Source organism: Bacillus sp. 105MF, assembly GCF_000374885.1.
GTDB lineage: Bacteria > Bacillota > Bacilli > Bacillales > Bacillaceae_G > Bacillus_A > Bacillus_A pseudomycoides.
The window spans coordinates 56,813-76,162 of the sequence record NZ_KB895583.1 but is presented as its reverse complement, the minus strand read 5'-3'; the positions used below and the strand labels follow the sequence as shown (position 1 = coordinate 76,162).

Annotated in this window: 20 protein-coding genes; 8 read left to right on the top strand and 12 right to left on the bottom strand. The window is 34.8% G+C overall.

The features are described 5' to 3' along the window. Nucleotides 1–28: 28 nt before the first annotated feature. A complete protein-coding gene (locus C564_RS0122340) occupies nt 29–1,237 on the bottom strand; it encodes an MFS transporter (RefSeq protein WP_018766905.1) in 1,209 nt (402 codons plus the stop codon). Nucleotides 1,238–1,396: 159 nt separating this feature from the next. On the opposite strand from C564_RS0122340, the gene C564_RS0122335 reads away from it, so the two are divergent. Beyond that, a complete protein-coding gene (locus C564_RS0122335) occupies nt 1,397–1,858 on the top strand; it encodes a MarR family transcriptional regulator (protein ID WP_018766904.1) in 462 nt (153 codons plus the stop codon). 128 nt (nt 1,859–1,986) lie between these two features. After that, nucleotides 1,987–2,841 (top strand): patatin-like phospholipase family protein, encoded by an 855-nt coding sequence (locus C564_RS0122330; protein WP_018766903.1) that lies wholly within the window; start codon nt 1,987–1,989, stop codon nt 2,839–2,841. A gap of 269 nt (nt 2,842–3,110) precedes the next feature. Here C564_RS0122330 and C564_RS0122320 read toward each other — a convergent pair whose 3' ends face one another. Beyond that, entirely contained in the window at nt 3,111–4,412 is a 1,302-nt protein-coding gene (locus C564_RS0122320; protein ID WP_003195342.1) for an NCS2 family permease, read from the bottom strand. A gap of 232 nt (nt 4,413–4,644) precedes the next feature. On the opposite strand from C564_RS0122320, the gene C564_RS0122315 reads away from it, so the two are divergent. The 3 genes from C564_RS0122315 to C564_RS0122305 all read left to right on the top strand — a co-directional run bounded on the left by C564_RS0122315 (nt 4,645) and on the right by C564_RS0122305 (nt 6,933). After that, nucleotides 4,645–5,511, top strand: a complete 867-nt coding sequence (locus C564_RS0122315) for an SDR family oxidoreductase (protein ID WP_003195344.1) — start codon at nt 4,645–4,647, stop codon at nt 5,509–5,511. 116 nt (nt 5,512–5,627) lie between these two features. Then, nucleotides 5,628–6,389 carry a L,D-transpeptidase gene (locus tag C564_RS0122310; protein ID WP_003195346.1) on the top strand — a complete coding sequence of 254 codons (762 nt, stop codon included), beginning with the start codon at nt 5,628–5,630 and terminating at the stop codon, nt 6,387–6,389. A 271-nt stretch (nt 6,390–6,660) separates the two neighbouring features. After that, nucleotides 6,661–6,933 (top strand): hypothetical protein, encoded by a 273-nt coding sequence (locus C564_RS0122305; RefSeq protein ID WP_003195348.1) that lies wholly within the window; start codon nt 6,661–6,663, stop codon nt 6,931–6,933. Nucleotides 6,934–7,150: 217 nt separating this feature from the next. Here C564_RS0122305 and C564_RS0122300 read toward each other — a convergent pair whose 3' ends face one another. The 10 genes from C564_RS0122300 to C564_RS0122255 all read right to left on the bottom strand — a co-directional run bounded on the left by C564_RS0122300 (nt 7,151) and on the right by C564_RS0122255 (nt 14,756). Next, entirely contained in the window at nt 7,151–7,363 is a 213-nt protein-coding gene (locus C564_RS0122300; protein ID WP_018766901.1) for a DUF1540 domain-containing protein, read from the bottom strand. 72 nt (nt 7,364–7,435) lie between these two features. Further along, nucleotides 7,436–7,855 carry a thioredoxin family protein gene (locus C564_RS0122295; protein ID WP_018766900.1) on the bottom strand — a complete coding sequence of 140 codons (420 nt, stop codon included), beginning with the start codon at nt 7,853–7,855 and terminating at the stop codon, nt 7,436–7,438. A gap of 12 nt (nt 7,856–7,867) precedes the next feature. Next, on the bottom strand, nt 7,868–8,287 hold the full coding sequence (locus tag C564_RS0122290; RefSeq protein WP_003195354.1) for a disulfide formation protein C: 420 nt from the start codon (nt 8,285–8,287) through the stop codon (nt 7,868–7,870). 142 nt (nt 8,288–8,429) lie between these two features. After that, nucleotides 8,430–9,311: an LCP family protein gene (locus C564_RS0122285; protein WP_026008665.1), complete on the bottom strand. Its 882-nt coding sequence runs from the start codon at nt 9,309–9,311 to the stop codon at nt 8,430–8,432. A gap of 97 nt (nt 9,312–9,408) precedes the next feature. Continuing rightward, complete coding sequence (locus tag C564_RS0122280; protein ID WP_018766899.1) at nt 9,409–9,657, bottom strand: YhdB family protein; 249 nt, start codon at nt 9,655–9,657, stop codon at nt 9,409–9,411. Nucleotides 9,658–9,778: 121 nt separating this feature from the next. After that, on the bottom strand, nt 9,779–10,276 hold the full coding sequence (locus C564_RS0122275) for a PCYCGC motif-containing (lipo)protein (RefSeq protein WP_018766898.1): 498 nt from the start codon (nt 10,274–10,276) through the stop codon (nt 9,779–9,781). Nucleotides 10,277–10,334: 58 nt separating this feature from the next. After that, complete coding sequence (locus tag C564_RS0122270; RefSeq protein ID WP_003195361.1) at nt 10,335–11,435, bottom strand: GerAB/ArcD/ProY family transporter; 1,101 nt, start codon at nt 11,433–11,435, stop codon at nt 10,335–10,337. A 12-nt stretch (nt 11,436–11,447) separates the two neighbouring features. Continuing rightward, on the bottom strand, nt 11,448–12,530 hold the full coding sequence (locus C564_RS0122265; RefSeq protein WP_018766897.1) for a Ger(x)C family spore germination protein: 1,083 nt from the start codon (nt 12,528–12,530) through the stop codon (nt 11,448–11,450). Then, nucleotides 12,527–14,044, bottom strand: a complete 1,518-nt coding sequence (locus tag C564_RS0122260) for a spore germination protein (RefSeq protein WP_018766896.1) — start codon at nt 14,042–14,044, stop codon at nt 12,527–12,529. The genes C564_RS0122265 and C564_RS0122260 overlap by 4 nt, the downstream gene beginning before the upstream one ends. A gap of 115 nt (nt 14,045–14,159) precedes the next feature. Beyond that, nucleotides 14,160–14,756 carry a hypothetical protein gene (locus C564_RS0122255; protein WP_018766895.1) on the bottom strand — a complete coding sequence of 199 codons (597 nt, stop codon included), beginning with the start codon at nt 14,754–14,756 and terminating at the stop codon, nt 14,160–14,162. A gap of 231 nt (nt 14,757–14,987) precedes the next feature. Between C564_RS0122255 and C564_RS0122250 the strand changes: the two genes are divergently transcribed. The 3 genes from C564_RS0122250 to cdr all read left to right on the top strand — a co-directional run bounded on the left by C564_RS0122250 (nt 14,988) and on the right by cdr (nt 19,179). After that, entirely contained in the window at nt 14,988–15,548 is a 561-nt protein-coding gene (locus C564_RS0122250) for a nitroreductase family protein (protein WP_018766894.1), read from the top strand. 336 nt (nt 15,549–15,884) lie between these two features. Then, nucleotides 15,885–17,303 carry a stage V sporulation protein SpoVR gene (spoVR, locus tag C564_RS0122245; protein WP_003195370.1) on the top strand — a complete coding sequence of 473 codons (1,419 nt, stop codon included), beginning with the start codon at nt 15,885–15,887 and terminating at the stop codon, nt 17,301–17,303. A 211-nt stretch (nt 17,304–17,514) separates the two neighbouring features. Next, the gene (gene cdr, locus C564_RS0122240; protein ID WP_018766893.1) at nt 17,515–19,179 is read left to right on the top strand and encodes a CoA-disulfide reductase; all 1,665 of its coding nucleotides are present in this window, start codon (nt 17,515–17,517) and stop codon (nt 19,177–19,179) included. Nucleotides 19,180–19,350: the final 171 nt, after the last annotated feature.

Genomic DNA, 19,350 nt, shown 5'->3' with positions numbered 1-19,350 from the left:
CTTTTTTGTTTGTAATATACATAAATGTTTATTTAGCTTTTTGAATTCTAGCTTTTCTTACAGGATGAGAAGTTAGCTTTTTCATAGAATATAAGACCACAATCAGAAAAACAATTGCCTCTACAAAGAAAATCCAAAAGTAATTTTGATTAAAGAGTAGAAAACTGCCTACGATTGGTCCTGTACCCATTCCGATATAACGGATAAAGTTGTAGATACCAATGGCAGTTGCTCGTTCGCTTACAAATTCTTCAGTTAGTAGAGTTGTATGGGTTGGAATTGATAGTCCCATGCTAAAACCGTATAGGGATGTTGCAATGATAAGGATTGGGATATTTATATGATATGTGAAAGCAAATAGAATAACGCATGTGATATTGAGAAAACTGGTGAGAAGTAAAGCTTGTTTTGTTGTAAGTAATGTTTGTAAAAACTTGTAGCAATAACTTCCTAGCATAATACATAGAGACATTGGTACAAACATAAGCCCAATTTTACTTGTGTTGAAATGAACTAAATTGGCTAATATTGCTGGTAAAAAAACAAGAAAACAAAAATAAATGCAGAACTGCATAAATCCAATGATCGCAATAGCAGAACCAGTTCTGTGTTTTAAGATACTCCAATAATTATTAGTTGTTGTAGCTTTTTTAGGAATAACCGGTTTTGTTTCTGGTAGCCATGCAATATTTACAATTAATAGGGCTATGCCAATCGTAGATAAGAATAGAAAAATAGATACGTGACCATTTATATTTCCAAGATAGCCGCCTATGAGAGGGCCTACAGCAGGAGCAATGGAAAGTAGCATTTGATAAAGACTCATGGCTTTCCCTCGTTCTTTTCCTTCGAATAAGTCCCCAATAATAGTAGCCGCTACAACAGGTATCGCAGCTATCCCTGATGCTTGAATTGCTCTGAAAATAAGAAATAAATAAATGTTTGTTGTAAAAGCACAACCAATTGCACCGATTGTACCTATGAATAGACTGGGAAGAAGAATATATTTGCGTCCTTTTGTATCAATTAATGGTCCATAAACAAGCTGCATAATTGCAAGAACAAAAGTAAAAATAGAGACAGTTAAATTCACAAGATAAAGAGAGGTGTGAAAAGAATCTTGAATCATTGGTAAGAGGGGCGTGTAAATGTTTTGAGCAAAGGAACCTAATAGAGCGCTAATACAAACGATATACAAAATAGATTTTAATTTTGATGAAGATAATGAGTGATTCATCAGAAAACCTCCTTATTTTAGTTTCCTTGGAAACTAAAATAATTTTAACATTATTTTCTTACTTGTAAAGATAAAAATGAATTTAATTTTTATTTTGAAATGGTATATAATTAAATTGTTTCTGTGGAAACTTATGAAGTATCATGGAGGGGATTCGACTTGGACCGTACTGTAAGGCAAATAGAAATACTTTTGGATATTCGTACACTTTTTCATAAACAAGAAGAGCATATGAAAGGAAATGATGAGCGTTTTCTTCGTGAGACAGGGGTAAGTGGTATGTCTTTATCAGAATTACATGTGATCCAATGTATAGGAAAAAAAGGATTAATGAATGTAACAGCTATTACTGAAGAGATGGGAATGACAAAGGGAGCAATTTCTAAAATTTGTACAAAATTGTTTAATAAACAATTTGTTGAAAAGATGAAAATGTTAGATAATCAAAAGGAAATATTTTTTCGTTTAACAGACAACGGAAATGGAATTTATATGGCGCATGAGAAATTGCATCAACAAGCTGAAGAGAAGTGGTTGTTACTTTTAAATCAGTATACAGAAGAGGAATTATCATTGATTCAAAGGTTTGTAAAGGATGTAGGAGCTCATTTAGAGAAGTAGAAGAATAATTTTTCGTTCGCACCAAGCCTTCTGAATATGGTTTTCGTGAAGACTCTTATATAATAGAAAGAGATATTTAACAAGGTGAATAATTAAAGAGTCTATGTATATAAAGAGGAGAGAAAACAATGCTTGAAAATACGGGTTTAGTATTAGAAGGCGGCGGTATGCGCGGTGTATATACGGGGGGAATACTAGAATACTTTATGGAACAGGATTTATATTTTCCATATGTTATTGGTGTTTCAGCGGGAGCGTGCCATGCGGCGTCATATATTTCAAGACAAAGAAATCGAAATAAAACAGTAAATATTGATTATGCAACACATCCGAGGTATTTATCTTACAAAAATTTATGGAAAAAACGTCAGTTATTTGATATGGACTTTATTTTTCGTGAGATTCCAGAACAGCACGTGCCATTTGATTTTGACACATATTTTAATAGTGCAGAGCGTTTTCTAGTAGGAACGACAGATTGTGAAACTGGTGAACCAATGTATTTTGAAAAAGAAGGAACAAATGAAGATGCATTGACTTTATTACAAGCTTCTAGCTCATTGCCATTTATCGCACCAGTTGTAAATTACCGTGGTAAACAATTATTGGATGGTGGAATTTCGGATCCAATCCCAGTTCGTAAAGCACAGCAAGATGGTTATGAGAAATCGGTTGTTATTTTAACGAGAAACCATGGATATGCGAAGAAAAAATCAAAATTTGGATGGATTGCAGCAAAAGCTTATAAAAAATATCCTAATCTTGTCAATACGATGCTTTCTCGTTATGAAGTATACAATGAGACACTTCATTATATTGAAAAAGAAGAGTTAGCTGGAAATCTATTTGTCATTCGTCCAGAAGTACCACTTCAAGTGGATCGAATGGAAAAAAATCCACAAAAGCTGCAAAATTTATATGAACAAGGCTATAAAGATGCAGCAAGACAATTTGCGGATTTACAGGCGTTTTTACAAAGGTAATGGATGGAAAAAACCTCTTTAAGGGGTTTTTGTTCTTGTGATAGACTGAATATAAAATCTATTTAGAGTTAATTGTGGTGTAATTTGGGTAAAAGTGTATAGAGGAATGATACATATGGAAAATGTATATAAGGGACTTAGACGTATGGGATATACGGCAATGTTTATTTCTTCATTTTTGATTCAAAAGTATAGTAAAGAATTGCAAATGAATAAGGAATATTAGAAAAAGCCTTTGTTCACAGAATTTGTGAGCCAAGGCTTTTTTATTAGTGCGGTAAGAAAACTAATTGATAAGCAAACAAAATACCAAATACATATACAAGTGGATGAACAGCACGGAATTGTCCTTTTGCCATTTTCATAAGTGGATATGAAATGAATCCAAGTGCAATACCTGTTGCGATGCTGGATGTAAGTGGCATGCTTAAGATTACTAAGAATGCTGGGAATGCTTCGTCGAATGTATCCCAATCAATATGACGTACAGCGCCCATCATTAAGCTACCAACAATAATTAATGATGGAGATGTAATTGCTGAAACACCAGAAACAGCACCTACTAGAGGACCAAAGAATGCAGCAACGGCAAACAATGCAGCTACTGTAATTGTTGTTAAACCAGTACGTCCACCAGCTGCAACACCCGCAGATGATTCAATATATGCTGTTGATGGTGTTGTTCCGAACATAGCCCCGATTGTTGCTGAGAAAGAATCAGATAGAAGAGCTCGTCCCGATTTTGGGAGTTTACCATCCTTCATCAATCCACCTTGCTGAGCAACACCAAGTAATGTACCGGTTGTATCGAATAATGTAACAAGGAAGAGGGAGAATACAACGCCGTATAAACCGTAGTTAATTACATCAGAAACAGCAGTAATTGGATTTGAAACAATAATTCCTTCTGGTAATCCAGGCATAGATGTAATGCCGTTTGGGAATGTTAACTGACCTGTGAAATAAGCGATAATTCCTGTTAAGAGCATTCCGAAGAATAATGCGCCGTTTACATTTAAGGACATAAGAATAAGTGTGATCCCAAGTCCAGCTAACGCTAGTAGTACTGGAGGCGAATGAAGATCTCCAAGTCCAACTAAGTTAGATGGATGTTTTGTTACGATGCCCGTCATACGTAAACCGATAAAGGCGATAAATAAGCCAATACCAGCAGTAATTGCGTGTTTTAAGTTTTCAGGAATTGCTTCCATTAATTTTGTACGGAAAGATGTAAATGATAACAAAATTAAAATCATACCTGCTACAAATACAGCAGAGAATGCAATTGCGAATGTCATTCCTTCATGCGCTTTTACAACAGAGTAAGAGAAATAAGCGTTAAGTCCCATACCCGGCGCGATTGCAATTGGTAAATTTGTAAAGATTGCCATAAATAATGTTCCAACAACAGCGGCAATAATTGTCGCTGTAAATGCTTGTTCAAATGGAACACCTGCATCCCCAAGGATGACAGGGTTTACGACAATGATATATGCCATTGTTAAGAAGGTAATTATACCTGCCATAATTTCAGTTTTAATAGAAGTTTTATGTTTTGAAAGGTTAAACATATAAACATCCTTTCTGTTTACGAATAATTGTCACAACAGTTATATATAATATTCGTTTTTTAGTTCTATTGCAAGAGTTTCGCACAAAAAATTTTATAACAATTTCTATTTTATGTCTTAATTTCGAATATTAATCACAGAACAGCTCTTATGTTTCGGCTTTTCATATATAAGTACTTTTTATAAATGTGTACATCATAAGAAAGAGAAATGAGAAGGAGCTGAAATGTGTATGCCTGAGCAAAAAAAGTTTTTAACATTACCACCACAACATCAAAATAAACAACCGGGGATTGAAGCGATGATGAATCCTCTCCCAGAGTACGAAGATCCTAATTATCGCGGTAGTGAAAAACTAAAAGGGAAAAACGTACTTATTACAGGAGGGGATAGTGGAATTGGAAGGGCGGTATCTATTGCGTTTGCAAAAGAGGGAGCGCATATTGCTATTGCTTATTTAGATGAACTTGAAGATGCAAATGAGACAAAAAGACTTGTTGAAAAACAAGGAGTGAAGTGTATATTACTTCCTGGTGACTTAAGTAGTGAACAACATTGCCAGCATATTGTAAAGGAAGCGGCTTCGAAGCTAGGGGGGCTGAATATTGTTGTGAATAATGTCGCACAGCAATATCCACAGCAAAGTTTAGAATACATTACAGCGCAGCAACTTGAAAAAACATTTCGCATTAACATTTTTTCTTATTTTCATGTTACAAAAGCTGCGCTTTCACATTTAAAGCAGGGAGATACAATCATAAATACAGCTTCGATCGTTGCGTATGAAGGAAACGAGCAACTCATTGATTATTCTGCAACAAAAGGAGCGATTGTTGCTTTTACACGTTCACTTGCAAAATCACTAGTTCAAAAAGGAATTCGTGTAAATGGTGTTGCGCCAGGCCCGATTTGGACACCGCTTATTCCAGCGAGTTTTGATAAGAAGAAGGTATCGGAATTTGGAAGTAATGTACCGATGAAAAGACCAGGGCAGCCGTATGAATTAGCACCTGCTTATGTATATTTAGCTTCAGGCGATTCCACATATGTTTCCGGACAAATCATTCACGTAAATGGTGGTGTAATTGTGAATGGATAAGTTAAATCTGAAGAAGCTTTGTACTTTCATTCATAAGAATAGAATTCATAGTAAAAGCTAATTGTACCCTCATATATTATGGTCAATTTTAAAGGGGGATGCTTGGGGGGATATGAATGAAAAAAGTATGTTTAGTTGTAATACTCTTTTTCTGTCTACCAATTAGCACTTTTGCGGATACAGATCATCTGATATTAATTAACCTTACAACGAATCAATTATCTTTTTTTGAAAATGGCAACTATGTAAGAACGTTTCCTGTTACAACTGGAAAGCGTCAAACGCCAACTCCTGAAGGCACATTTTGTATCATTAATAAATATAAAAATAAAGAATATCACCGTAAAAATATTCCGGGTGGTGCACCGAATAATCCACTTGGAACAAGATGGCTTGGTTTAAATGAAAAAGAATATGCAATTCATGGTACAAATCGAGAAGGGACAATTGGAAGAAGAGAATCAAACGGTTGCATTCGTATGCATGATCGAGATATACAATGGCTGTATGACCGAGTATCGTTACGGACAAAAGTAATTATTTCTCAGTTTTATACATCTCCAGAATATGCAGCGCATAAGCTTGGATATCGTGTTACAAGTTGGAATGGACGTATAATAGAAGAAGAACAAATTGGAATGTTAACACTTGTGGATCGTATGAATATATATTGGCAAGAACCAAATGGCCAATTTACGAAAGTAAAAACAGTATTGCCGAATGAACGATATGCTGTTTATTCTCGAGGGAAAAATGGAAGTTATTATATAGGTAATAATTTGTATATTATGGATGAAACAGGCGGGAAAATTCGTTATGAGCAAGTGCCTTATTCCATTTTAAGTAATATATATAAGAGGAAATATAATGTACAGTAAAGCTATCGTAAATAGGCGATAGCTTATTTGTTATATAAATAAAAAGCGAAAGACCTTTCTTTTTGGATGAGAGAGAGGATCAGTCCGTGGATAGAAGCGGTCAGAGCCTTTTTTGGCCCCATGCCATGTTAAAACAAAGAGAGGAAATGAGTGGAGGTCTCTGTTTGTTTTCATAGCCGCGATTTATATAGCAAAGTGTAATTAGTTGGTCCAATCGCAACTATTCTGTTCTTGTGAATATAATACAGTACAGATTGGGGGCGGGCGTGTTATGAGAAAAGGGAATAGCCAATTTGCATTTAAAATCTTTTTGTTAACGAATTGCTTATTTATTATTTATTTGTATGTTTCATTTATGTTTAATCTGTATATTCCCTATATTGATTTATTACTTTTCGTTGGTTTTATTTGGTCCTTTGTTGAAGCGAGAGAAGGGGAAGATGGAATCTATCGCAGGATAACATTGTTTGGAACAGTTTTTATATTAATTGTGTATATAACGATAATGCATGATGCATGGAAATATGGGGTTGTTATAATGTAGAAGCATACCTTTAGCTGTATGCTTCTACATCTTTAAGCGTTAGGAAAGAAACGATTGCCCGCGATTTGTACAAGTTAAGGCAACAACTTTCTTTTCAAAATGTTTACCATCTGTTAATGATGAATGAATATCATGGCATACAAAGTCGATTAGTAATTCCCCGATATAAAAAAAGAAAGAAAAATCCCCATCTCAAAAGGAGATGGGGATTTACGTCTTAATATTTCGGTCTAAACGTTTGACAACAAGTCTCAACACTTGCTGACGCAGAGCTTTCAAGTGTTTCACCTGTTAAGGTCGAATTTGTATAAGATTCATTTGATTGATTCGTGTTTTGATCATCAGGCTGGACAAAGATTGAATTCGCCTGACAAAAATTCCCTTGTCCCCAAAATGAACAATTGGACACAGAACAGCGTACCTCTGGCATAAAACCCCCTCCTTATACATTAGTGTGGGATTTTACACAGCTTTCATGTATAGAAGGAGTTTCCTTTTCTTATTACTTCTTGTTTTCTTTAAACCATTTTTCAAAATTATCTTTTGGCTGTTCGCCACTAATGCGGCTTACTTCTTTTCCGTCTTTGAAATGAATAATTGTTGGTGTTCCTTCAATTTTATAATCATCCCAAGTTGGGTTATCGTTTAAAATATCAATGACTTTCATATCAATGTTCATGTCTTTAGCCATTGGTACAACAATAGGTGAGACTTTTTCACAGTAGTGACAATCTGTTTGATAGAAGTAAATGGTTTGTTCTTTCTTTTCCTCGTTATTTTTACGAATATCAGAAGAAGAGATTTTATTTGTATAGTAATTTTTTTCTTGTTTCGCTGTATTTTTGTTTTCCATCTGTGTTACAGCAAAAATAGCTGCAAATAAGACGATAATAATACCGCCAAAGATAAGCATTTTTTTCATTATGTCATCTCCTTATTTATTTTTAATTACAATCAAACTACAAATGGCAATCGTGACAAATCCGATAAGTGCCAAAAATGGGATTGTGACAAATCCGAACCAGTTTATATATTCCCCCGTACAAGGCACACGTCCACAAGCTGCTCCTGCTGCTGAGAATGCAGAAACTTTTTGAATGGCATAATGATATAACGAAATACAGGCACCAATACTTGCAATTGGTAAAGAATATGTAGCAATGCGGTAGTCTTTTTTTACAACTGCAATACCAAGCCATAAAACAAATGGGTACATAAAAATGCGTTGATACCAACAAAGTACACAAGGCTCAAATTTCATGATCTCAGAAAAATATAAGCTTCCAAGTGTAGCAATAAAAGAAGCTCCCCAAGCAGTAAACAATGCATATTCTTGTTTTTTCTCACGTTTCATGTTTTTTACCTCTCTTATAATAGTTACATACTAAATTATAGTATGAAAAGGATAAGAAAATAAAGAGAAAATATTTTTATCAAGGAAAGTTTTATAAGGGGAAAACTTGGAAATAAAAAAACAAGGTCCATGAACCTTGTTTTTAGGGGGTGTTTACGGCTTTTGTAGCATTGAAAAATTTTTGAATTGCTTCTTTATTTGTTTCTGGATTTATTTTTAATACGGAACCAGCGTGTTTGGTAAGAGCAGATTCATATTCGTTATCAATTGGAATTCGCATCGTTTCTATATTATCAATGGGTTGAAACAAAATATTATTCCCAAGTGAAAAGAGCGTTGGTATATCTAGATTTGTTTTTATATATGGAGAGAGTTCATGTGCCATTATTGGTAAATTTAGTACCCCATCTATAGAGTGAACTTTATCAGTAAGGGTTTGTTTCAATGCCCGGAGTACTTCTTGTTGTCGTTTCACACGGCCAAAGTCACTTTCAGTATCATGGCGAAAACGCGCGTATTTTAGTAAATCTTTCCCGTGAAGAGGTTGTATTTCTGGCTTTACATGTAGTCCCATATCATCGATTATTGTTTGTGTAACATTCACTTCAATTCCTTCAGGTGCAATGGTATCCACAATTTTAACAAATGCTTCAAAATCAATCGTAACGTAATGAGAAACATCGATTCCAAAATTATGTTGAATCGTCTTTCGTAATAATTCAGGGCCGCCATAGTAATAGGCAGCGTTGATTTTATTATATTTTTTATCATAAGAAGGAATTTCTACATAACTATCCCGCATAATTGAAGCGAGCTTTGCTGTATTTTCTTTTTTATTGTACTGGGCAATCATAATTGTATCAGCACGGGCTTGTTGTTCACCTCGTGAATCGCTACCGATAATTAAGATATTCCATATGTTTTTCTCTTGTTTTACCCCCTGAAATAAATGAGGATTATTCGCTTTTTCACAACCAATTAGCAGTATCATCATGCTGAGAAACACGTACAAGGATTTATACAAATAATCACGTCCGTCCACTATTGATATGTGTATTATGAACGGGAATGTGGAAAAATATTCAAAAAGCGCTATTCTCAAAGGGAGAATAGCGCTTCATTTACATTTGTACTTGGTCTATTTCTTCTATATGCGACTTTTGTGAAGCATGGTCGATATATTGGAATAGAAGTTGAAGTTGTTTATCTACTTCTGGTAGTTCTTTTCCATATTTGTAAGCATGTAAAAAATGCTCAATTCGTTTAGAAAATAATTGATCATCAGTTTGCACCATTAAAACAAGCAACTTGTCCCAATTACAACAATACGTGTAATAGAGAGCTTTATCGTAGTCGTTATATGTCTGCATTGTGTACCCTCCTTACTGAGGAGTTACATATAGTGTACGTCAATCGAGAAGAAAAACACTTGAAAGAATTTGCTAAGGGAAATGTTACGTAAAAAATAAAAAACGAGGAAATTCCTCGTTTTTACGCTTTTGGCATTGGGGTAGGCGTTGGTTTTGCGTAGCCTTCTTTATATTTATTATCAATGTATTTTCGAATTTCAAGAGTCGATTTTCCTTTTTGATGCATAGATGCAGATTCTACCGCAATTTCTAAACAGTTTACACAGGTCGTTGCGTGAGAATCCCAAACAACTTCTCCATTTTTCTTGATTTCACGAATAAAACAGTTTTTATTATTTTTATGTCCCACACTTTCTCCGCATCCACAGTAACAAGGTATCCAATTTAATAATTCGGCATTTTTTCCTGCAACTGTATAGATTTCTTTCATTTGTGGGTCTAGTTTGTCCAGAAACGTTGGTAGCGTGTCGATCCCTTTTGTTGTTTCTTGTATATCACCTTGCTGAGAATGGGAAGCGTGTTCTTCTTTCGGTTCAGACGTTTGTTTCTTGTCCGCTGCGCCGCATCCAGAAAGCATAAGACTGCTTATTACAAGTAGAGAGAATAGATATTTTTTCATCTGCATATCCCCTTTGCCTTTGTATTAGTAAAATTGTACCAAAATCGCTAGTACTTTCCTATGGTGAAGTTTTATTTTGTTTATTTTTCAATCGCCAGCGAATGGAATGCCATAGAAAAAGGAGAGGGATATAAACATATACGATATACAGACCAGCCCGAGATAGGAGCGTGTTCAATGTATTAATATGTTCTCTGTTTATAATAAATAAAGACGCGATATACACAACGAAAATGAAAAAAGGCAATGTAAACTTAAACGGAATATGGAACGATCGTTTCATGGATTGGCAAGAAGACCAAATCGTTACACAAAGATTAGGTAAAATGATGAGAAACCAAACAAAAATAATGATGTACTCAAATCGTTGAATGAAAGGAATTTTAATAATTTTAAGCATTGTTAAGGTTGCCCAAATTGTACGCTGCAAAAGTCCTTCACTAAAGTACATGAAAGAAATGAGTGCTAAGATAACGTAAATAATGGTTGTTAAAGCAATTCCACCGTGTGCCCATCTTTTTAGAGATTTTCCTTTTTCAATGAGTGGGTATACAAATAGTAATGCTTCAAATCCGAGAAATTCTAATATAGAATCTTTTGCTGATTGAAAAATTTGTAAAGGTGAATGCGTCAAAATAGGTAAAATATTACGGAAATGAGCATATTTCATTGGGAAAATTAAAAAAAAGATTACAAAAAAAGGAATGACGATCCCCCAAAAGCAGATACCGGTTACAGAGCGAAATCCACCTTTTATAACATAAAAAACAATGAATAAAAAGAGTACATTCAACTTCCACGATTTAAGTGTAGGAAATACCCAAACTTGAATGACTTCAATATATGTTTGAAGAATGGTAAGGCAAAATAAAAGAAAATAAGCAGTAAAGCATAGAGAAAAGAAAGATCCGATCCACTTTCCAAAGCATGTTGTATGTATATTGATTAAGTCGTTATCTTTCTCTAGCATCGCTAACATACAAAATAAAACAATGTGAGTTGCAAATCCCATAAGGATAAGAGAAATCCAAGCATCATATCCAGCGCTTTTAATCAGGATACGTTGAAATCCTAAAATTCCTACTCCGATTTGAAGAGAGTGAACCAAAAAGAAAGCGAAGTAAGGAGATACTGTTAGTTCTTTGCTGCGGGTATTCATATCGTCACCTCATCATTCTCCGATACCAGATTGCACAACATTAACCTTTACATCAATATTTACATCTACAGATGGATACATTTTATGTATTTGTTGTATGTTCCATTTTCTCGTGCGGCTTCTAATTTGATCCTGTATTCCTAACGGATCTATTTGTTTTTGTTGAAATTGCTGAATCAAAGCTTTAGACTGTTTTTCCATCGTTTGCTCGATTTGTTTTTTGATATAAGCTATATTTTGAGGCTTCGTTAAATTAAGCCAATTCGGAGAATTTTTTATCAAGCCATTTAGTTTTAAATGAATGTTTACTTTCGGAATCTCACCATTTCCATCAAGGTAATAGGTGCTTTTTCCAGATAAGTTTTGTGTGATTACAAGCCCTTTATGGCCATCTTTTTGGATGGACGTTTCATAACGACCATTTTTAGTAGGATGAGTTAGTAATTTTACTAAAAATGAATCTTTTTGATCGGCAAACATAACTACTTTGTCTTTTTTGAGAAATGCAAGTCCTTTTACTGTAGCCGCTTTATTATTACTCATTTGAATGTAAGGAATGAATGGATCGGATCCATATGAATAGTAATTATATAAAAAAATATTTAAAGTAGCATGAGGAATATTTTCATTCATCATATTTTGATCCAACAAGTCAGAGAGATATAATGAACCATTTGACGCAACATGTTTTAACAGCTTTTCTGCTGAGCCGTCGACAAATGCAAATTGTACATCCCTTCCAATATTGGGATCTCTTTGTAAATTATTCACAATATCACCAATTCCATATGTACCAAAAGACTTCCCAAATAACACGGTACGCATTTGTCCTACAACAACATTGTGAGGAGACTTTCCATTCATACGAGATGCGATTGTTTCAATCGAATTTGCCGATGTTGACTGAATTTTTGGTTTCGTCTGTACACCACGGGTATAGTCGGGATACAAAATCGTTCCTTGAACTTCTTTATTTTTGTTTATATCGAATCCCGCAACATGAATAATTCTTTGTGTATCAATAATTTGAGTTTGAGTGCAAGCAGATTGGAAAAATAATCCCCCAATGATCCATACAGTTAAAAATTTTTTCATGTCTTTTCACCATCACGTTTTGTCTTTGCTTTACTCGGGTTATAGCGCCAATTCGATTTTGGGCGTAGAAAAGAAGGACGCTGCGCTGTGTGGCTAAATGGGAAGCGAATAAAACCTTCAGATGCAGCTAAACCACGAAATGGATATAAAGGTACTAAGTAAGGTGATCCAAGTGATTTTAACTGAATTAAGTGCGTAAGTATCATCACAAATCCAACAATAAGACCAAGTCCGCCAAAGGCACCGGCTAAAACAATGAGTGGAAACCGGAGCAAACGAATTGTCGAAGACATCTTCACTGTCGGTGTGGTGAAAGAAGCTAATGCAGATAATGCGACTGCAATTAATAAAATTGTACTCGTTAAAGCAGCTTGAACAGAAGCTTGTCCAATAACAATTCCACCGACAATACCAATGGTTTGACCGACCTTTGTAGGTAAGCGTGCTCCAGCTTCACGAAGTAATTCAATTGTAATTTCTAAAAAGAGTGCTTCTAAAACTGGGGGAAAAGGTACATTGGCTCTAGAAAAAATAATAGGTCCTAACAAATCTGATGGGATCATTTGATAATGAAATGTTAAGACAGCTGTATAAATGGCAGAAGAAAATAGAGAAAATAAAGCACCAAAAAAGCGAATAATCCGGAAGAAGGAGCCGATGATCCATGGTAAATAATAATCTTCTGGAGAAACAAAAAAGTCTAATAATGTTGTTGGTCCGGCTAATGCATACGGTGATCCGTCTGTTAAAATTAATACTTGACCAGTGATAAGAGCGAATACAGCCCGATCAACTCGCTCAGTTGGCAGTAAAACGGGAAAGGGTGAGTTACTATTATCACTCAAAAATTGTTCAATCATTGTCGCATCAAAAGGAACATCAAAATCAATATCTTGAAGACGCTGCGTCGCTGTATTAATGTGTTGTTCATTTGTTAGTCCTTTTATATAGGCAATGGTAACATGTGTCTTGGACATAGAACCGACAATAATCTCTTTAAAAATGAGTTGCTCTGTTATGATGCCGCGACGTAATAAGTGAATATTTATATCAATGCTCTCCACAAAACCAACTTTCGGTCCAATTACACTATATTCATTTTCAGTATCATTATATAAACGCTTACCAAGAACGGTACTTTCTGCTTGAATTAAAGCATACTGTGCAGCATGTGATGTATTTTGTAACTCTATGAGTACATATCCACCCAATAACTTTTCACGAATATCATCAATGGAAGGAGAGATAATAATGTCTTCAATAAAGACGATGTTTGTCAAGTCTGCAATGTTTTGGATTTGTTCTAATTGCTTTTTAATAGGTGTCAAAATAAATCGTTTAATTATGAGCTCTTCCACGACAGATTTATAATAAAAAAGACAGAGTTTTCTATTTTCTGTTATGTTGTAGGATACAAAATCCGTAGATTCTTTCATCGTATGAATAAATTCTGGAATGGTACAGCTCATTTTTTTGTTTTTTGCTTTAGAATTTTTTCGTGGTAAGCTAAACAATAATTTTCACTCCTTCCCTTATATGGAATGCTCTCGTTAGTTTTTTTGGGAAGAACAAATTTTATACAAGAAACATAAAAAAGGAAGGGCAACAAATGCTTCTTCCTTTTTATGTTTAATTTGTCTTTTTTTCTTTCACAGACTGTATTAATTTCATCATTTCAGCTCTTATATCTTCTTTCTTCACGTTTAATTTTTCTGCGATTTGTTTAATATGCATGCCATCTTTTTTCATTTTTAATACGTCATTGAATGGTGTATTGCTTTTTTGTGCAATGATAGTTAAAACTGTAAGGTGATGCAAACGAATATTATTATCTTTCATTATTTTCTGCATTTGTTCTGGTGTGGAGTTTTGCATTTCGGCTACTTTTTGCAGTAGTGCTTGCTTCATTTCTTTACTCATATGGTGTTTATGCAGTTTCTTTGGATCCACGCCAAAATGCTTTGCTGTTTCTTTCCAAGATTTATTTTGTTTATAGTACGATAAAACATCTTTAATATCTTTTTTGCTAATCTTTGCAATGTGTGCTGCTTTCCAAATTTCATGCTTGTTGTATCCTTGTTTTTCTAACGACTGGATTTGTTCTTCTGAGATTAACTTATGATGATGCACCGCAACTTCTTTTTGCGAGGCAGCTGCAGCTGGGAAGACAGATACTCCACATAGCAGTGCTACCATAGCCATACTTAATACAATTCTTTTGTACATACAAATTCCTCCTAATTGAATGAAATGGAAAACTTTACACATAGCATGTCCGTAAGTTGTGAAAAACTTGTGAACATTTCAAGTTTTTTTCGCAATGTAACAAAAAAAATTTTTATTAGTTTCACAACATAAAACATTGATTAATGGTAGAAAACTGCGTTATAATCGAAATTGAAAATCAATATCAATAACGAACTTATACATATAGATGAGAATAAGGGAGAGAAACATATGACTACATATACTTCCATTGCAAATATCATTAAAGAAAGACGTTCGATTCGTACATTTACAGATAGAGAAGTAGAAAAAGAATTATTAATTGAATTATTAAATGATGCAACGTGGGCACCAAACCATCAGCATCGTGAGCCATGGAAATGTAAATTATATATTGGTGAAGGACGTAAAACATTAGTAGATGCTGTATTAAATTCTTTTACAGAAGAAGAAAGAACAAAACGAGGTAAAATTTTATCCGATCGTTTTCTAAGTACACCGGCTCAAATCATTGTGTATATGGATGAAGATCCACGTCAAATCCAGCGCGATGAAGACTACGCAGCAGTATGTGCATTTATGCAAAACTTTCAGTTACTCGCTTGGGAACGTGGACTAGGCTGTGTTTGGAAATCAGGCGGATTGAATTATAATCCTTTATTTATAGAAGGAATTGGATTAACAAAAGGACAACGCATTGTTGGAATCCTTCATATTGGTTATTTCGATAAGAAGCCAGAAGGAAAAGAGCGCACGCCGATTATGGAGAAGCTTGAAGTTATTGAAGGGTAATAGATAAAGGTGGAAAGCTGGATGCAAATGATGTGAAATTTGTATCCGGCTTTTTTGTGCTTTTCTAGTACTTTTTTATATTGCAGTAATTGATGAGTATGTAAGTAAACACTTGCTAAACCATCGTAAAAGGTACAAGTATTGTCAAAAATATATGCCAGGGGATTACCCTTATAATATGTGCCAACGCTGTTATGAAGAGCAGTATCTGTCATATGATTATGAAGAAGACTACTGGTTAAAGTGAATGGTAGAGTATCTATTTTTCATCATTTCTCATGAAAGCTTGTTTTCCTTCATACACTTTCTTAAGGGAAAGTGTAAGGAGGGAAAATAATGAGAACTAGTGATGATAAAGCACTACAATATGCAATCGCTGAAATTACTGAAATTGCAACTGGATTTGGGCTGGATTTTTATCCGATGCGCTATGAAGTATGCCCAGCGGAAATTATTTATACATTTGGTGCTTATGGCATGCCGACGCGGTTTTCACATTGGAGTTTTGGGAAACAATTCTTCAAAATGAAGCTACATTATGATTTGGGACTTAGTAAAATATATGAGCTTGTCATCAACTCTGACCCATGTTATGCATTTTTACTCGATACAAATGCATTGATTCAAAATAAATTGATTGTAGCACACGTATTAGCACACTGCGATTTCTTTAAAAATAATATCCGCTTCTCAAATACAAAGCGCGATATGGTTGAAAGTATGGCAGCGACAGCAGAACGAATTAAAGCATATGAACATAAATATGGAAAAGAAGAGGTAGAAACGTTTTTAGATGCTGTTTTGGCCATTCAAGAACATATTGATCCATCGCTTATGCGGCCGAAGCTAGCTTGGAGCATAGATGACTTAGAAGAGGAAGAAGTAGAAAAGAAACGAGTTTCACAGTATGATGATTTGTGGAATTTAGATGATAGAAATAAAAAACGAGAACGGCCAAATATGCGGAAGAAAAAGAAAATCCCGCCGCAGCCAGAGAAAGATTTGCTGCTCTTTATTGAAGAATATAGTAGGGAGCTAGATGAATGGCAACGTGATATTTTAACGATGATGCGAGAAGAAATGTTGTATTTCTGGCCGCAACTAGAAACGAAAATCATGAACGAAGGCTGGGCGTCCTTCTGGCATCAACGTATTCTTCGCGAAATGGACTTAACATCTGATGAGGCAATTGAATTTGCGAAGCTTAACGCGGGTGTAGTTCAACCATCAAAAACAAGCATTAACCCATACTACCTTGGCATTAAAATGTTCGAAGATATTGAAGAACGTTATAATAATCCAACTGAAGAAATGAAACGTCGTGGTGTAAAACCTGGATCAGGCCGTGAAAAAATCTTTGAAGTGCGAGAAATTGAATGGGATGTATCCTTCTTAAGGAATTACTTAAATAAAGAATTGGTTATGAGAGAAGATATGTACTTATTCCAGCGCCAAGGAAAAGAGTATAAGGTAATTGATAAAGAGTGGGAACATGTTCGTGATCAGCTTGTTAATATGAGAACAAATGGCGGATTTCCATATTTAGTGGTGGAAGATGGGGATTATTTGAAAAATGGGGAATTATATATTAAGCATTGTTATGAAGGAATTGAGCTTGATTTAAAATACTTAGAGAAAGTACTGCCATACATTCATCAGCTATGGGGAAGAACGGTGCATATGGAATCTAATGTTGAGAATAAAGGTGTTGTCTTCTCATATGATGGGAAGATGGTGCATCGGAAATATGTGTAAAGCCGCTGGGAAACCAGTGGCTTTTTTCATACCAAGCTTGTTTCAATTTTGTGAACAAGTATAAAGTTTGAGCTTTATATATTGTCATTATATTTTTTTGTGTTTATTATATACCTATACGGGTATATGTAATTTGATGTCCTGTATATTTATATGTAGTAAGTAAAAAGAAGAAAAGTTAAATGAAAATAATCGTGGAGGTTATGAAAAGATGAGCAAAAAAATTGTTGTAGTCGGTGGAGTTGCAGGAGGAGCATCAGTAGCAGCACGTCTTCGTCGTTTAAGTGAAGAGGATGAAATTATTATGTTCGAGCGAGGCGAATATATTTCGTTTGCAAACTGTGGGTTACCATATTACATTGGTGGTGTGATTCAAGAGAGACAGAGGTTGTTAGTGCAAACTGTTGAAAAGATGTCAAAGCGATTTCATTTAGATATTCGAGTTTTAAGTGAAGTGATAAAAATTAATAAAAAAGAAAAAACAATTGTTGTGAAAAATGTAATGACAAATGAAACATACGAAGAGTCTTATGATATTTTAATTCTTTCACCAGGATCTAAACCAATTGTACCGCCTATTCCAGGAATTGAAACAGCAAAAACGTTGTTTACATTACGAAATGTACCAGATACAGATCGCATTAAAGCGTATATTGATGAGAAGAAACCACGTCATGCTACTGTTATTGGGGGAGGATTTATTAGTGTTGAAATGGCAGAAAACTTGAGAGAAAAAGGAATTGATGTGACGCTTGTTGAGATGGCAAATCAAGTAATGCCGCCAATTGATTATGAAATGGCAGCATATGTACACGAACATATGAAAAAGCATGGTGTTCAGCTCATTTTAGAAGATGGAGTAGATACTTTTGAAGAAGGCGGAGCAGTCGTACGCTTAAAAAGTGGTTCGAAAATCAATACGGATATGGTAATTCTGTCTATCGGTGTCCAGCCAGAGAGTAGCTTGGCAAAAGAAGCAGGACTAGAACTTGGAGTACGCGGGACAATTAAAGTAAATGAAAAACTACAAACGTCTGATTCATCTATTTATGCCATTGGTGATGCGATTGAAGTAAAAGATTTTGTAACAGAAACAGAGACAATGATTCCATTAGCATGGCCAGCAAATCGGCAAGGTCGTCTATTAGCGGATATCATTCATGGGCATACAGAGTCTGTATACAAAGGGACGATGGGAACATCAATTGCAAAAGTATTTGAATTAACGGTTGCGTCAACAGGAGTAAATGAAAAGGTATTGCAGAGTTTAAATATACCCTATGAGGTAGTGCATGTACAGGCGAATTCTCATGCGGGTTATTATCCAAATGCATATCCAATTTTATTAAAATTGCTTTTTAATAAAGAATCAGGAGAAATCTATGGTGCACAAGCTGTTGGGCGTGACGGTGTAGATAAACGAATTGATGTAATTGCGACGGCAATGAAAGCTAAGCTAAAGGTAATGGATTTACCAGATTTAGAATTAGCATACGCACCGCCGTATTCTTCTGCAAAAGACCCAGTAAACATGGTGGGGTATGTTGCAAGTAATATGATTGAAGGGCTTGTAGATACAGTGCAGTGGCATGAATTTAATCATATTGCCCAAAAAGGTGGATATTTAATTGATGTTCGTGAACCAAATGAATTGAAACAAGGGATGATTAAGGGATCAGTTAATATTCCATTAGATGAATTACGTGAAAGATTGGATGAAATTCCAGTAAATGAAGAAATATATATTACATGCCAGCTAGGTATGAGAGGCTATGTTGCTGCACGTATGTTAATGGAAAAAGGATATAAGGTGAAGAATGTAGATGGTGGTTTTAAATTATATGCAACTGCTTTACCAAACTGCATTGTATATTAATATATTAGGGGCTGTGGCTAATAATATAAGGTAATATAGTAGGAATTAATTTTAAATATAAAAATATGGCTTTACAAAATACCCTGAAGGGTATATGATGAGGTTGTAAATTCAAATAAGAATTTTACTACAATCTGGTGCAGTAGACATTTTTTTTAGATAAAGCATGTC

Coding starts and splice junctions, on each gene's coding strand:
- C564_RS0122340 (WP_018766905.1), bottom strand. CDS start 1,237: ATGAATCACTCATTATCTTCATCAAAATTAAAATCTATTTTGTATATC.
- C564_RS0122330 (WP_018766903.1), top strand. CDS start 1,987: ATGCTTGAAAATACGGGTTTAGTATTAGAAGGCGGCGGTATGCGCGGT.
- C564_RS0122320 (WP_003195342.1), bottom strand. CDS start 4,412: ATGTTTAACCTTTCAAAACATAAAACTTCTATTAAAACTGAAATTATG.
- C564_RS0122315 (WP_003195344.1), top strand. CDS start 4,645: ATGCCTGAGCAAAAAAAGTTTTTAACATTACCACCACAACATCAAAAT.
- C564_RS0122310 (WP_003195346.1), top strand. CDS start 5,628: ATGAAAAAAGTATGTTTAGTTGTAATACTCTTTTTCTGTCTACCAATT.
- C564_RS0122305 (WP_003195348.1), top strand. CDS start 6,661: ATGAGAAAAGGGAATAGCCAATTTGCATTTAAAATCTTTTTGTTAACG.
- C564_RS0122300 (WP_018766901.1), bottom strand. CDS start 7,363: ATGCCAGAGGTACGCTGTTCTGTGTCCAATTGTTCATTTTGGGGACAA.
- C564_RS0122295 (WP_018766900.1), bottom strand. CDS start 7,855: ATGAAAAAAATGCTTATCTTTGGCGGTATTATTATCGTCTTATTTGCA.
- C564_RS0122290 (WP_003195354.1), bottom strand. CDS start 8,287: ATGAAACGTGAGAAAAAACAAGAATATGCATTGTTTACTGCTTGGGGA.
- C564_RS0122280 (WP_018766899.1), bottom strand. CDS start 9,657: ATGCAGACATATAACGACTACGATAAAGCTCTCTATTACACGTATTGT.
- C564_RS0122275 (WP_018766898.1), bottom strand. CDS start 10,276: ATGAAAAAATATCTATTCTCTCTACTTGTAATAAGCAGTCTTATGCTT.
- C564_RS0122270 (WP_003195361.1), bottom strand. CDS start 11,435: ATGAATACCCGCAGCAAAGAACTAACAGTATCTCCTTACTTCGCTTTC.
- C564_RS0122265 (WP_018766897.1), bottom strand. CDS start 12,530: ATGAAAAAATTTTTAACTGTATGGATCATTGGGGGATTATTTTTCCAA.
- C564_RS0122255 (WP_018766895.1), bottom strand. CDS start 14,756: ATGTACAAAAGAATTGTATTAAGTATGGCTATGGTAGCACTGCTATGT.
- C564_RS0122250 (WP_018766894.1), top strand. CDS start 14,988: ATGACTACATATACTTCCATTGCAAATATCATTAAAGAAAGACGTTCG.
- spoVR (WP_003195370.1), top strand. CDS start 15,885: ATGAGAACTAGTGATGATAAAGCACTACAATATGCAATCGCTGAAATT.
- cdr (WP_018766893.1), top strand. CDS start 17,515: ATGAGCAAAAAAATTGTTGTAGTCGGTGGAGTTGCAGGAGGAGCATCA.